Consider the following 14,024-nt stretch of genomic DNA (forward strand, 5'->3'; position numbering starts at 1 on the left):
CCCCCCCGCCGGACGCCCCCGGGCGCCGCTTCGCCGGCGCCCTGCTCGCATTGACCGGCGGCTATGTCAAAGTTCGTCACGTCCCGCCAAAACCGGCGATTTCCGTGCCACAATCGCCGCAGACAGTCGCCGGGGCAACCTGTCCGAATCACGCGCCGTGCCAGGCGTGCCCGATGACACGCCGGAAACCGGCTGCCGCCCTCGCGAACCAGGTCGCCCGATTCGCCCGCCGCGGCGCACCGGCGCAAATGCAACCATGACAATCCACGGCGCGCCGCTTCCAGGCCAGACGCTCGACGCGATGCCCGGACGCACGACGCCGCAGAGGAAACCAACCGGTGACGGACATCAATGAAGCCGCCTCGGGCGGCACCCGCAAGCAACGGCCGGCGGTCGGCATCTCGCTGTTTGCGCGCGACGGCCAGGCGATCTGGGAAAACGGCATCCACCAGAACATCGCGTTCCTCGCGATGATGCTCAAGCGCTCGGATCGCGTCGGCCCCGTCTACTTCCTGAACGGCGGCGACGCCAACGCGCTGCCGGCCGGCCTCGAACTCGACGGCCTCGACATCCCGCTCGTGAAACCCTCCGACGTCACGCACGAACTCGACGTCGTGATCGAAATGGGCGCACAGCTGCCGGTGGAGTGGCTCCGACACATGAAGGCGCTCGGCAAGAAAATCGCCGCGTTCTTCTGCGGGCACGTGTACGCCGGTCTGTGCGAAACCCCGATCTTCGGGAAGCCGTCGGGACACGTCTTCAACGGCGCGCCGTTCGACGAAGTCTGGCTGCTGCCGCAATACGACAAGACCGCGGCGCCGATGCTGCGGACCATCCTGCGCGCGCCCGTCCATCTGATGCCGCACATCTGGTCGCCGTACTTCCTCGATCGGCGCATCGCCGCGCTCGCCGCGGAAGGCGCGACGTTCGGCTATCGGCCCGGCCGCCGCCCGTGGTACCTCGCGATGCTCGAGCCGAACATCTCGGTCGCCAAGTCCTGCCACTATCCGATGCTCGCGTGCGATGCGTTCTACCGTGCGCGTCCGGACGCGGTTCAGCACATGTTCGTCGTGAACTCGTTGCACATGAAGGAGCATCCGACCTTCGTGCACTTCGCGAACAGCCTCGATCTCGTGCGCCAGCACAAGGCGACCTTCGAGCCGCGCCTCGACCTGCCGGGCTTCATGGCGCGCCACGCGGATGCGGTCGTGTCGCACCACTGGGAAAACGGGCAGAACTATCTGTATTACGACGTGCTGTACGGCGGTTATCCGCTGATCCACAACTCGACGCTGATCGGCGACGCCGGTTATTACTACCCGGACTTCGATTCCGCCGCGGGCGGCCGTGCGCTGCTCGACGCGTGGCTGCATCACGACGAACACCTCGACGACTACCGCGCGAAGGCCGGCCGGCTGCTGCAGTCGGTCTCGATCGACAACCCCGCGAACCTCGACGCGTTCGTCTCGCGTCTGGTCGCCTGAACCGGAGAATACGCATGTCGGACTCCAATGCCCGTCAAGCGCCCGGCGAGGGCAAGCGTCTCGTCGTCGGCGTGTCGCTGTTCGTGCGCGGCGCCGGCCAGTCGCTGTGGGAAAACGGCATTTTCCAGAACTGCCTGCTGCTGATCCTGCTGCTGCGCCAGTCGCCGCTCGTCGCGGAAGCCGTGATGGTGAACGGCGGCGAACAGGTCGCCGATCCGCAGATGATGCTCGGCGAATGGGATGTGCCGCTCCTGTCGATGGACGAAGCACTGCAGCGCTGCGACGTACTGATCGAAATGAGCGCGCAGTTCGGCGCGGATTACCTGCGCGCGTTCCGCGAGCGCGGCGGCAAGGTCGTCACGATGCGGGTCGGCAACGACTACGTGATCGACATCGAACGCGCGATGTTCAACAAGCCGTCGGGTTTCCTGTTCTCGGGCGCGCCGTACGATGCCGTGTGGACGATTCCCGAATTCGAGCGCTCGTGCCTGCACTATTACCAGACGGGCCTGCGCGCGCCCGTCACGATCGTTCCGCACATCTGGCACCCGATGCTGTTCGACAAGGCGCGCGCGACGCTCGGTGCCGGGCTGTCGTTCGGCTATGAGCCCGGCAAGCCGCGCTGGCGCGTGACGATGTTCGAGCCGAACATCTGCATGGTGAAGACGAGCGTCATCCCGATGCTGGTGACCGAGGAGGCGTATCGCGCGAAGCCCGATTTCCTCGAGTTCGTGCGCGTATGCAACACGCTGCACCTGAAGGAACATGCGACGTTCGTCCATTTCGCGAAGAGCCTCGACATCGTGAACCACGGAGTCACGACGTTCGAGAGCCGCTACGCGGTGTACGAGTTCATGGCCGCATTCGGCGACGCGGTGGTGTCGCACACGTGGGAAAACGCGCAGAACTACCTGTACTACGAGCTGCTGTACGGCGACTACCCGCTGATCCACAACTCGCCGTTCCTCGGCAAGGCCGGGTATTTCTATCCGGACTTCGACTGCCAGGCCGGCGGCCGCGCGTTGCTGAAGGCGTTCGCCGAGCACGACGCGAACCTGGAAGCGTACCGCGAGCAGTCGAAGCACGTGCTCAGCTCCGTGAGCATCTACAACCCCGAGAACGTCGCCGCCTACACGGACGCGATCGCCACCCTCTATCGCGACGCGTGACGCACCGCCCTTTTCCTGACTCGGACATGACCGCACGCACGCCCCTCACCCGCGCCAAATGGCTGATCGGCTGCGCCGTCACATCGGTCGCGATCGGCGCGCATGCGCAAGCCGACGGCGAATCGGCCGACGCGCTGCTCCGCGACTCGGACGCCGTGTTCAAACAGCTCGACGCCGGCCAGTACAACGCCGTGTGGACCGATGCCGCCGCGTTCGTGAAGGCGCGCATCAAGCAGGACCAGTTCGCGTCGGACATGCAGCGTGCGCGCCAGTCGGTCGGCGCGGTGCGTCATCGCGGCTGGGCGCAGATCACGCGCATCCGCTACACCAACGCGTCGACGACACCCGACGGGCTCTACGCGAACGTCGATTACGCGACGACGCTGACGAGCGGCGCGACCATGTTCGAGAAGCTGAGCTTTCGCCGCGAGGATGACGGCCACTGGCGCCTGACCGGCTATGTGCCGCGCTCGTCGCAAAACTACACGCCGTAACCCGCGCAACGCCCGCACCACGGAGCCGTCATGAAACTCAATGTCGCGATAACGATGAACGTGCAGCGCGACTCGACGCAGTCGATCTGGTACAACGGCGCGAACCAGCACTGCGTGTACCTGTACATGCTGCTGAAGCAGTCGCCGCTGATCGGCGAGGTCTGGCTCGCGCACGACGAAGGCGTGACCGAGTATCCGCAGGCGCTGATGATGGACGCGTTCGGCGACGCGCTGCGGCCGCTGTCTGCCGTCGTCCACCAGACCGACCTGCTGATCGAGATGAACGCGTTCGTCGACTCGACGCACACCGACGCCGTGCGCCGACGCGGCGGCAAGTGCGTGTCGTACCGCTTCGGCAACGACTACGTGATCGCCGTCGAGACGATCAACTTCGAGAAGAACTCGTGGCGGCCGAACCCGCACCGCGTGCAGTTCGACGAGATCTGGACCAACCCGCAGCACATGCACACGTGCGCCGCGTATTTCCAGGCCGTGTACCGCGCGCCGGTGATCGAGCTGCCGCACATCTGGTCGCCGTATTTCATCGAGCGCAGCCTCGACGCCGATCCCGAACTGAAGGCGCGCTTCGGTTATCGGAACCACGGCCCCGCGAAACGCATCGCGTTCTTCGAGCCGAACCTGAACGTCGTGAAAAGCTCGATCGTGCCGATGCTCGCCGCCAACGCGTGCTACGTCGAGCATCCGGAGCTCGTCGAGCACGTGTACATGACCAACACGTTCGACAAGAAGGAAAACGTCGCCTTCAAGCATCTCGCGCTCGGGCTCGAGATGGTGCGCGACGGCAAGGCGACCGCCGACGTGCGCGCGCCGTTCGTCGCGTGGGCCGCGCATCACACCGACATCGTCGTGTCCCACCACTGGGAAAACGGCCTCAACTACCTGCTGTACGACGCGCTGTACGGCAACTACCCGCTCGTGCACAACTCGCCGTTCCTGCGCGACGTCGGTTATTACTATCCGGACTTCGAGATCTTCGATGCGGCGCGTGCGATCGCGACCGCCGCGCAGACGCACGACACGCGGCTCGACGAATACGCCGCCGCGGCACGCCGCTGCCTGCACCAGGTCGACACGCTCGCCGCGCACAACGTCCACGCGTATTCCACGCAGATCCAGCACCTGTTCGCCGGCCGCGCACTCGGCTGACCTCATTCGCCCCTGCTACCGCCCATGAATCAGACCGTCCGCAATTTCGTCGTGATCGATTCGATTCACGGTCCGTTCGTCATCAACCGGCACTGCGCGTACCAGGCCGAAGCATTGATCAAGACCGGGCGGCCGCACATCCAGGATGAGCTCGACACGATCCTGAAGGTGATCGACCAGTTGCCGGACGATGCGATCGCCGTGGACGGCGGCGCGAATGCGGGGCTCGTGTGCGTGCCGATCGCCCACCGGTTGCATGCGCGCGGCGGCCGCGTGTACGCGTTCGAGCCGCAGCGCACGCTGTTCCATGCGCTCGGCGGCACCGTCGCGCTCAACCAGCTCGACAACGTCCATCTGCTGAACATGGGGCTCGCCGGCGCCAACGGCACAATGAAGGTGCCCGACGTCGACTACGGGCAGGATGCCGACTTCGGCCAGGTGTCGCTCGTCGGCGCGCACGCGGAAGGCGGCACGCCGACGCCGGTCGTCAGGCTCGACGCGCTCGGCCTGCCGCGGCTGGATTTCCTGAAGCTCGACATCGAAGGCATGGAGATCGACGCGCTGCGCGGCGCGCGCCGTCTGATCGAGACGCACCTGCCCTGGTGCTGGGTCGAATACTGGAAAGTCGGCGAAGCGCCGATCATCGCCACCTTTGCCGGCCTCGACTACACGTTCTACCGGATGGACCCGCTGAACCTGCTTTGCGTGCCGAACGCGCGCTGGGACAGGCAGCGGCTGGTCATCTCGATCGAACCGATCGCCGTCGCGTCGCCGGCCGACGTCGATGCGCACCCCAACGCAGCCGCCGACACCGACGCGCCTGAAACGCACTGGAACCGCGCACTCGACCATGAGTCGCGCTGCGAGTGGGGACACGCGATCGACCGCTGGCAACGCGCGCGCGGCCGCGGGCTCGACGACGATGCGATCGCGCTGCAACTCGCGTCGTGCTACGGCTTTGCCGGGGCACCCGACGCCGGGCTCGCGGCGCTCGAACGCTTCGGCGATCCGGATGCGTTGCCCGACGCGACGCGCGGCCGCATCGAGCTGATGCGTTCGATGCTGCTGCTGCGCGCCGGCCGGCGCGACGAAGCGGCCCGCGCCACCATCGCGAGCGAAAACGTCCTGACGGCCGCGCAGTTCGGGCTGCCGACGGAGCGGCTCTACCAGGGCCAGCCGCTGCAGGGCAAGCGGCTGCTGGTGCTCAGCTACGGCGGTGTCGGCGATCAGCTCCAGTACGCGCGCTACCTGCATGCGCTCGACACGCTCGGCTGCACGAGCGTGACCGTCATCGTTCCGGACGCGCTGACGGGCCTGATGCGTCACACGTTCCCGCACATCGAATTCATCGGCGCGCACGGCGCGTGGATCGACACGTCGCAGATCGCACACGACTACTGGTGTTCGTTCCTGGTGCTCGCCGCGCAGTTCGGCTATGCGCCGGCGCCCAAAGGATCGGCGGGCGCGTACCTGTCCTGCCCGCCCGGGCATGCGGCCGCGTGGCGCGAGCGCGTGTCGCGCGACGGTCATGCCGCCGGCACGCGTCGCATCGGGCTCAACTGGCGCGGGCGCGACGAAAGCGACGCGCGCTTCCATCGCGCGGCCAGCCTGCGCGACCTCGCGCCGCTGACGCGGCTGCACGGTCACGCCGCGTACTGCATCAACCGCGACCTGTCCGCGCAGTCCGAGCAATCGGACCTGCCGGTGACCTTCCCGCATCACGCGATCGGCGATTTCAGCGACCTGGCGGCGCTGATGCTCGCGCTCGACGCGGTGGTGACCACCTGCACCGCGCACGTCCATCTCGCCGGCGCGCTCGGCGTGCCGGCCGTGCTGCTGCTCAGCCCGAAAGCCGACGCGCGCTGGGAAACCGGCTCGCGCACCGCCCTCTATCCGGGCGTCCGGATCGTGCGCGCCGCGCACGTCGGCCGATGGGACGACGCGGTCGACCGCGCGATGGCGTTCGTGCTCGGCGGATTCGGGAAGGATTGATCGGTTTGGCGCGCGTCCGGGCCGTTACGCGACGATGAGATCGACGCGGGCCGCGCGCATCGCGCCGCGCCCGCGCCCGGCGTGAACAGGCGCTAGACCAGCACCCGGTCGCCGCTCTGCGCGGCGAACACACGGCCATGCCGCCGGCCCGTCCGCGCGAGCACCGCGAAGCAGTGCGCGACCCGCCGGCTGATGCCGCCGGATTGCTTGACGAGGCTGTCGGACACGCCGCGCGCGATCGCCGAATCGTCTCCGCACGCGCCCGCGATGACACCCGCGTAATAGTGGCGCGCGGCCAGTTCGCGGCCGCCGGCGTCGAGCGGCGTCATCCGCTGGATGCGGCGCGCAATGGTTTTCAGTCCGTCGAGATACGGCGCGACGTCGATCGGCACTTCGGTCGATTCGGCGCCCAGCTGCCACAGCATGTCGGCCAGCTCGGCGATCGCGACGAGTTCGCGCGCACCGGCTGCCTGCGTGCCCGTTCCGCTTCCGGCCTTCGTCCCCGCCATGCCCATGCCCCTTTGCGATTCGTCCCGGCCACGCGCCGGCCACGCCCGACACCGGCGTGCGTCGTGCACGCCACCCCGCCTGTTTCCGCGCCGTCACGCGGCGGCCGGCGACCGCCATGAAAATCGGATGCCCTGCGCCCAGGCGACGCCGGCATCCACGATGATCTGCCGGTCGATCTCGCTCTCCACGCCTTCGACGACGACGTGCCGCGCACCTTCATGCGCGAACGCGATCAGCCTGCGGAACTGGTAGCGGCCGATCGCGTTGCGCTTGATCATCGACAGGATCGACCGGTCAAGCTTCACGATGTCGGGATTGCCGACCACCAGGTTGTTCAATGCGCTGAAGCCGACCCCGAAATCGTCGATCGCGATGCGGCATCCGGTCTGCCGGAAGCGGTTCACGAACGAACGACCCGCGACGGGATTCAGCGGCCCCGTCTCCGTGATCTCGACCACCAGCCGCGCCGCGACCGACGGCTCGCGCTCGAGCCGCCTGAAGATGGCCAGCCACGCGTCGTCGACGACCGCGCTCGCCGCCGCCACATTGCAGCCGTAGACGGCAGCCGGATCGGCGCGCAGCGCGTCGATCGTCCGGCCGACCACGAGCCGGTCGAACCATCGCATCAGCCCGAGCGCCTCGAGGCGCGGCAGGAACGCGACCGGCGGCAGCGCATCGCGCTCGCCCCACCGCAATCGCGCCAGGCATTCCTGGTACAGCACACCGCCCGACAGGTCTGCCCGGCACACGGGCTCTTGCGCGAACGCGAGCCGGCTCTCCACGAAACTGCGTACCGACGCGAGGTCGGGATGATCGTCGGGGGCGCCGAACACGAGATCGATTTCGTCACGATTCGCTTCCCGATTCGCCTCCTGGCGAGCTTCGACCGCATTCATCCGGCGCTCCGGCAAATGGCGAGCCGCCGATCGCGGCTCGACCTCAACAAACATGCGAAGCAAACCGATCATGACGTGCTCCGCCGCCTACCCGGCCCATCCTGTTATGTCGATCTTTTCCGGGGAGCGTACTTTTCGCTTCGGCGCGCCGTCAAATTCGATATTTTCAACGATATTCAGTTACTGGAATACACCACGCATGCGCGATACCGATTGTGCGACAGGTCACACTAACGCAAATTACTTAAACCCGATCCGGATATTGTTTATTCAAACCACCTAAACAACCTTGCCCAAATCAATTCCCGCGTAATTTGCGTGCCTCGCAAATTCGAAAGCCTTCAATTAATCAGATAAATACCGGCCCGCGAGGCAGCGCCCTCGCCCGTCGCCGAACTCGCCGTGAAGGCTGGTGGCCCGGCTTGCGCATCGCAGCAAATCGGCTGCCGCACGTCATTCGATCATCGCAGCGCTCAATTTTCCCGTTTCAAACGAATTATTAAATTTCTAAACAGAATCGAACAACCGTTAATCGATAATATCAATTTAAATCATATGATGATTATCGATCAAACCATTTTTAACAATCTTAAATACTTGTTAACCTATAAAATGATTTCCGACGGACTTCCCTCGGAGCCGTCAAATTCGTGCCTTCGAAAACCGTCGAACCGATCGGGTTCGGCGGTTTCTTTTTTAACGGCATTATTTCGTCAGACATTAGGGCGGGACAATCCCGATGGCGGGCCGCGGCGCAACGTGTGCGCCGCGAGAAAAATCGGGCCTTATGCAGCCGATGCGCCGACCAGGTTCGCGAGCAGGGCGTCGTATTCGGCAATGAGCGCGGGATTCGCCGACGTATAGCGACTCAGGATGTCGCGCTGGCGCCGTGTGTACGCTTCCCAGTCGTCATCGTGCGTATGCAGCGCGCGCAGCAGCGCATCGGCGCCCTGCTGCACGTCGTTGTCCGGATAGTAGTAGCCGAGATCGGGCGCGAGGCTCGCGTTGTGCACGAGCGGATAGCCCTGCCAGCACACGTCGAAATAGAAATAGTTGAGCGGGTTCGACCATTGGTGCGACACGACGATATCGGTCAGGTCGGCCAGGAACAGCGGCGTATCGAAGCGCCCGACGAAACTCGCCTTGCCCGCGCGCACGATGTCCAGGTAGTTCATCAGCATCACGAACTCGGGGCTGTCGTGCGCGAGGCGATCGGCGTTCGTCACGTGCGTGAAGCAGATCGCATCCGGATCGCGGCGATACGCTTCGTCGATGATCAGCATCGGATACACGCAGAACTTCACGACGTCGTGGTTCGGCTCCATCACCGTCAGCCGCTTGCCCGGCTCGCTGCGCGGCCGGTATTCGCCGTGCTCCGGCAGCGACTGCGCGCGCGCGCTCAGGAACATCGGGTCCCACACGAACGGCACGACGCGCCCGGGGCAGCGGCGCAGCGACTGCAGGAACGGCAGCGACGACGGCGCGATCTGCGGAATCGCCCACACCTCGTCGTAGCCGCGGTTGATGAACAGCGAATCCCACAGCCGGCGGCCGAACAGCATCGACTCCATCGCGTTGATGTACTCGACGCCGCAGCAGTAACTGACGAGCTTCGCGCCGCGCGCCTTCAGGTAGGCCGTCTGCTCGCCGTCGATCTGCCCGCCTAGCTCGATCACCACGTCGAGCGCATCTTTCATCTCGGCGAATGCGCGCGTGTCGTACACGCTGCGATCCCACGGCAATGCATCGGTGAGCGGTACGTCGGTGGTGTTGACCAGCGTCACGCGGTAGCCGTGCGGCGACGCCATCAGCAGCTTCGCGAGAAACAGCGCGTTCTGCTTGATGCCGTTGATCCACAGGCTTTCGTCAGGGGCACGCAGTCCGATCGTGATACCGATGCGCAGGCCGTTCAGGACAGGGGATGTCATCGTCGGCGGGATGGGAAATTGGATGGGGATGGAATGGATGCAGTGTAGCGCGCGAAGCGCCGCCCGCGTCAAGCGGCGCACGCCGCCGGCAACCCGGCATTCTAGCGGAGTGCCCGCCGCATACTGTCAGGGATGGTCAGCGCCCGGTCGGCACACGCAAGTCCGCGAGACGGTCGTGCGATACTCGGGCGACCTGCCATGCCACCGGGTTGCCGGGCCGTATCGGGATCCAGGGTGGACAGAAAACGACCTCGCAGCAACGCTGTGACATCGCTACGATCAATTTTTCAAACCAGCCTTGACGGGAGGTCAAAGTGGAACAGATCGGGTATTCGTGGCCAACCTTCGATCAACTCACGCAGCATCTGGTCAAGTCGATCAACCCGGGCAGGATTCTGGATGTCGGGGCCGGGGGCGGGAAATACGGGCGCCTGCTCAGGAAGATCGTGCCCGATTGCCGTTTCACGGCGCTGGAATGTGATGAAGAGACCCATCCGTTCCTGATCGAGAACGGCTACGACGACATCATTTCCGGCGTCAGCGACACGCTGTACGAACGGTCCGGCGACTCGTACGACACGATCATCCTGGGCGATGTCATCGAGCACATGCGCCACTCCCACGGTCGCGATCTGCTGGAGTTTCTCAACTATCGATCGCGATACATCATCATCTCGACCCCCGAGTGCATGCCGATGAGCAGCGCATCGTACTTCGAGAGCCACAACTCCGTGTGGCGGCCCGATTCATTCATGTGGCATGACTTCTGGGCCCATCAGCAATGCGGGATCATGCACTTCTACTTGCTCAGGGGGCACCTCGACTGGAACGCACCGCGCCTCGATTCTCTCGTGAACTCCGCAAATGCTTCGAGCCTGTTCAATACGCGCGCCAGCAACGAACACGAGGCCGCCGACGAGAAATTTCTCCAGCCGGTCAACCTGACGCTCCATGATTCCCGGTACCTGGAAAAACTCGATGGCGATCAATACACGGTTTTTCGCCCCATCTGATTTCGTGTACCTGACTGAAAAAGGCGCCGCGCGGCGCCTTTTTCGTTTCTGACATGCGCTCGTCGCGCGCCGGCGCGGAGCCGGCACGCATGGTTTGCCGTCAGATCGCCGCGGTCGTCGGCGCCACGGCGGCCGGGTCGGTGATGCTGGCCTTGCCGGTTTCGACGTGCCCCGCGATGCGGCGCGTCCAGCCGGCGTTCCCGGCCACCGCGAACTGCAGGTCGTACCAGTGGCTGCTGCACGACAGATCCCAGTGCGCTTCGACGCGCTGCCCCGCCGGAACCGTCAACGTGCGCGGTGCGCCGCCGTACGCGACATCGGTCGCCGTGACCGTGAGCGTGCCGGTGCCCGCATTGGCGATCGTCACGTACACGTCGCCGTTGGCCGTGTCGTAACACGGCGTGATTTCAGGCTTCGCGCCGGCATCCGCGGCGGCCGATCCGGCGAAGCGCCGGAAATAGCCGTTCGGCCCCCACACGCTCACCAGGTAGTTGCCGCTCGCATCGAGCGCCCACGTGTCGGTCAGCTGCTTGCCCGCTTCGACCGTGTAGCGGCGCGGCATCGCGGTGGGGTCGCCCGTATAGACCCAGAAATGCGCGCCCTGCGTGCCGGTATTCGCGAATGTCAGCGCGTAGCCTTGCGCCTGGAGCTGGCCGGTCACGTGCAATTCGTACGGCAGCGCACGCGCCGGCCGCGTGCCGGGCTCCTGTGCCGTCACGACCTGCTGCGCGGTGCTGGCCGGTGCGGTCTGCGACGACGCGCGCGAACACTGCAGGTCCGCCTGCGCGACATACGCCTGCGTGCTCGGCAGGGTCGGCAGCGTCGCATCCGATTTCGAGAAATCGAGCGCCGACGTCAGGTCGCCGCAGATCGCGCGGCGCCACGGCGAGATGTTCGTTTCCATCACGCCGAAGCGCTTCTCGATGAATTGCAGCACCGACGTGTGATCGAAGACCTGCGAGCACACGAAGCCGCCCTTCGACCACGGCGAGACCACGAACATCGGCACGCGCGGGCCGAGGCCGTACGGCAGGTTGTCGGCCGTGTACGTACCCGTCTGCGTCGACGTCACGACGTTGTGCCGCTCGAGCGACACGTCCACGGTGCTTATGCCGGAGCCCGGCAGCGTCGGTGCCGACGGCGGCACGACGTGATCGAAGAAGCCGTCGTTCTCGTCGTACATGACGAGCAGGACGGTCTTGCTCCACACGTCCGGATTGGACGTCAGCGCATCGAGGATCGTCGACAGGTAGTAGGCGCCATACAGCGGCGTGAACTTCGGATGCTCCGAATACGCGGCGGGCGGCAGCAGCCACGATACCTGCGGCAGCGCGTTCGCCTGCACGTCGGCCTTCAGCTGCGTGATCGGGCGCGTGCTCATCCCGCGCGTCTGCAGCGACGAACCGGCCGGCGCATTCACGAAGTTGTTGAAACACGCGAGCATGTTCGTGCCGTAGTTGCCGGTGAAGTTGTCGAACCCTGTGCCCTGCTGGTAGATCTGCCACGAGATGCCAGCCTGTTCGAGCCGCTCCGGGTAGGTCGTCCAGCTGAAGGGCGGCAACTTGATCTTGTCGAACTGGTTGTCGATGTAGTCGGTGTTGTCGAGCAGCGGGCCACCGCCCGTGCCGAGCGGGTCGACCATGCCCGTCATCAGGTACATGCGGTTCGGGTGCGTGTTGCCCGGAATCGAGCAGAAGTAGTTGTCGCACACGGTGAACGCATCCGCGAGCGCGTAGTGGAACGGGATGTCGTCGCGGACGTGGTAGCCCATCGTCATGTTGGACTTCTGCACCGCCCACTGGTCGGCTCGGCCGTTGTCGATCGCGCCGTGCGTCGTCGCCCACGTATGCGGCAGGCCGCCGATGCACTGCGCGTTGACGCCCGGGTTGGTCGTGTCGTAGCGGAACGGCGCGATCACGCTCGTCTTGTCCTCCTGCCGCGGCTGGAACCACACCGGCTTGCCGTTCGGCAGCGTGACCGGGAAGCGGTCGTTGTAGCCGCGCACGCCGCTCAGGTGACCGAGGTAGTGGTCGAACGAGCGGTTTTCCTGCATGAACACGACGATGTGCTGCACATCCTGGATCGTGCCCGTCACGGTATTCGGCTCGATCGCCAGCGCCTTGCGGATCGATTCGGGAAGCAGTGCGGTGGCGGCGGTCGCACCGGCGAGGCCGGCGGAGAACTTCAGAAAATCGCGTCGCGAATGGGTGGCCATGCTGGTTGCTCTTGATTGGATTTCTGGTGGAAACAGCCGGGATCAGGAAGCGGGCGAAGAAGCAGGCGCGGTGAAACCGGGCGGGCAGTGCATCTGCGCGGTGGCGACCACGCCGCCGCCGCAGGCGGCCTTCTGCTGCGCCACAGGTGCGGCGGGTGCGGTCAGGTCGTCGTTGCAGGCACCGAGGAGTGCGGTCAGCGCGATCAGGCCAACGACCGCGAAAGGCCGTAGGGCCGACTTTCGCATAACGTCTCTCCGTGGATGTGACGACCTGACACAGGCGCGGGTGCGCACCGGTCGTGTCGACGGCGAGATGCTAATTATCACGTGTTACACGATGGTGTCGTGCAAGGAGGCGCGCCGCGTGCACGCAAGGGGCGCACATGCCGCGGCGGAGGGGATAACGAGAGGTTGACGTAATGCAATCGAAAGATTCGCATTGCTTCGTTTCTGCCGAAGCGATCGAAGCGAATCTGTCGTGGTGTCGGTCGTGGAGCGCATCACGACGCCTGTCTTACGGGCCGGCAGCCACGGCAGCCGGCCCGCATACGCGAAGCTGGCGCCGCTCAGCCTTCCGCCATCATCAGCAACTGCGCGCCATCCGAAACCTGGTCGCCGACGCCGTACAGCACTTCCGCGACGACACCCGCGCTCGGCGCGCCGATCGTGTGCTCCATCTTCATCGCTTCCATCACGATCAGCGGCGTGCCCGCTTCGACCTTCTGGCCCGGCTCGACCAGCACCGCGATCACCTTGCCGGGCATCGGCGCGGTCAGGCGGCCGCCGCCCTGCTCCGCGTCACCCGCATGCGCGAGCAGGTTGCGCCATTCGAACGTCTCGGCCGCGCCTTGCGAGAACACGTGGAAGGTGTCGCCGTCCGCATACACGCGGCCGCTGCTGCGCACGCCGCCGAGCGTCACGTCGAAATCGAGCGGCGTGGCGCCACGCGTCCACGCGAACGGTTGCGCGGCCGCGCCGCCGGTCGCGAGGCGCGCGACAGCGCCGTCGTCCTCGTACGTGACCGTCACGTCCGCTTCGCGCTCGGCCGCATGCCAGTCGAGCGTGCGGCGATAGCCGCCGTTCAGTCGCCAGTCCGGCAGCGCGCCCCACGGCGACGAACCCTGCGCGGCCGCGCCGCGTTCGCGCGCGAGCAGCG

Annotated in this window: 12 protein-coding genes; 6 read left to right on the forward strand and 6 right to left on the reverse strand. The window is 65.7% G+C overall.

Going from position 1 to position 14,024, the window contains the following annotated elements; all coding sequences use genetic code 11:
- The first annotated feature begins 338 nt into the window (after positions 1 to 338).
- From DPV74_RS31775 to DPV74_RS31795, 5 genes are read left to right on the forward strand one after another with little or no spacing between them, the layout of a single operon-like run.
- Positions 339 to 1,484 carry a DUF2827 domain-containing protein gene (locus tag DPV74_RS31775; RefSeq protein ID WP_060193983.1) on the forward strand — a complete coding sequence of 382 codons (1,146 nt, stop codon included), beginning with the start codon at positions 339 to 341 and terminating at the stop codon, positions 1,482 to 1,484.
- Between the two features lie 14 nt (positions 1,485 to 1,498).
- Positions 1,499 to 2,653 (forward strand): DUF2827 domain-containing protein, encoded by a 1,155-nt coding sequence (locus DPV74_RS31780; RefSeq protein WP_027790588.1) that lies wholly within the window; start codon positions 1,499 to 1,501, stop codon positions 2,651 to 2,653.
- A 26-nt stretch (positions 2,654 to 2,679) separates the two neighbouring features.
- Entirely contained in the window at positions 2,680 to 3,147 is a 468-nt protein-coding gene (locus DPV74_RS31785) for a DUF4019 domain-containing protein (RefSeq protein ID WP_119338623.1), read from the forward strand.
- A gap of 30 nt (positions 3,148 to 3,177) precedes the next feature.
- A complete protein-coding gene (locus DPV74_RS31790) occupies positions 3,178 to 4,314 on the forward strand; it encodes a DUF2827 family protein (RefSeq protein ID WP_119338624.1) in 1,137 nt (378 codons plus the stop codon).
- 24 nt (positions 4,315 to 4,338) lie between these two features.
- The gene (locus DPV74_RS31795) at positions 4,339 to 6,306 is read left to right on the forward strand and encodes an FkbM family methyltransferase (protein ID WP_119338625.1); all 1,968 of its coding nucleotides are present in this window, start codon (positions 4,339 to 4,341) and stop codon (positions 6,304 to 6,306) included.
- A gap of 92 nt (positions 6,307 to 6,398) precedes the next feature.
- Here DPV74_RS31795 and DPV74_RS31800 read toward each other — a convergent pair whose 3' ends face one another.
- The 3 genes from DPV74_RS31800 to DPV74_RS31810 all read right to left on the reverse strand — a co-directional run bounded on the left by DPV74_RS31800 (position 6,399) and on the right by DPV74_RS31810 (position 9,640).
- A complete protein-coding gene (locus DPV74_RS31800) occupies positions 6,399 to 6,821 on the reverse strand; it encodes a hypothetical protein (RefSeq protein ID WP_081076071.1) in 423 nt (140 codons plus the stop codon).
- Positions 6,822 to 6,908: 87 nt separating this feature from the next.
- A complete protein-coding gene (locus tag DPV74_RS31805; RefSeq protein WP_027790583.1) occupies positions 6,909 to 7,712 on the reverse strand; it encodes an EAL domain-containing protein in 804 nt (267 codons plus the stop codon).
- Between the two features lie 785 nt (positions 7,713 to 8,497).
- Positions 8,498 to 9,640, reverse strand: a complete 1,143-nt coding sequence (locus DPV74_RS31810; protein WP_119338626.1) for a DUF2827 domain-containing protein — start codon at positions 9,638 to 9,640, stop codon at positions 8,498 to 8,500.
- A gap of 314 nt (positions 9,641 to 9,954) precedes the next feature.
- On the opposite strand from DPV74_RS31810, the gene DPV74_RS31815 reads away from it, so the two are divergent.
- Positions 9,955 to 10,653, forward strand: coding sequence for a methyltransferase domain-containing protein (locus DPV74_RS31815; RefSeq protein ID WP_027790581.1), 699 nt, complete (start codon positions 9,955 to 9,957; stop codon positions 10,651 to 10,653).
- 100 nt (positions 10,654 to 10,753) lie between these two features.
- On the opposite strand, the gene DPV74_RS31820 is transcribed toward DPV74_RS31815, so the two are convergent.
- The 3 genes from DPV74_RS31820 to DPV74_RS31830 all read right to left on the reverse strand — a co-directional run.
- Positions 10,754 to 12,868 carry a phosphocholine-specific phospholipase C gene (locus DPV74_RS31820; RefSeq protein ID WP_119338627.1) on the reverse strand — a complete coding sequence of 705 codons (2,115 nt, stop codon included), beginning with the start codon at positions 12,866 to 12,868 and terminating at the stop codon, positions 10,754 to 10,756.
- A 42-nt stretch (positions 12,869 to 12,910) separates the two neighbouring features.
- The gene (locus DPV74_RS31825) at positions 12,911 to 13,114 is read right to left on the reverse strand and encodes a hypothetical protein (RefSeq protein WP_021163021.1); all 204 of its coding nucleotides are present in this window, start codon (positions 13,112 to 13,114) and stop codon (positions 12,911 to 12,913) included.
- Between the two features lie 320 nt (positions 13,115 to 13,434).
- On the reverse strand, positions 13,435 to 14,024 hold a 590-nt coding region (locus tag DPV74_RS31830), incomplete at its 5' end, for a biotin/lipoyl-containing protein (RefSeq protein WP_308356731.1).

The organism is Burkholderia sp. HAN2018 (genome assembly GCF_024704855.1).
Taxonomy (GTDB): domain Bacteria; phylum Pseudomonadota; class Gammaproteobacteria; order Burkholderiales; family Burkholderiaceae; genus Burkholderia; species Burkholderia cepacia.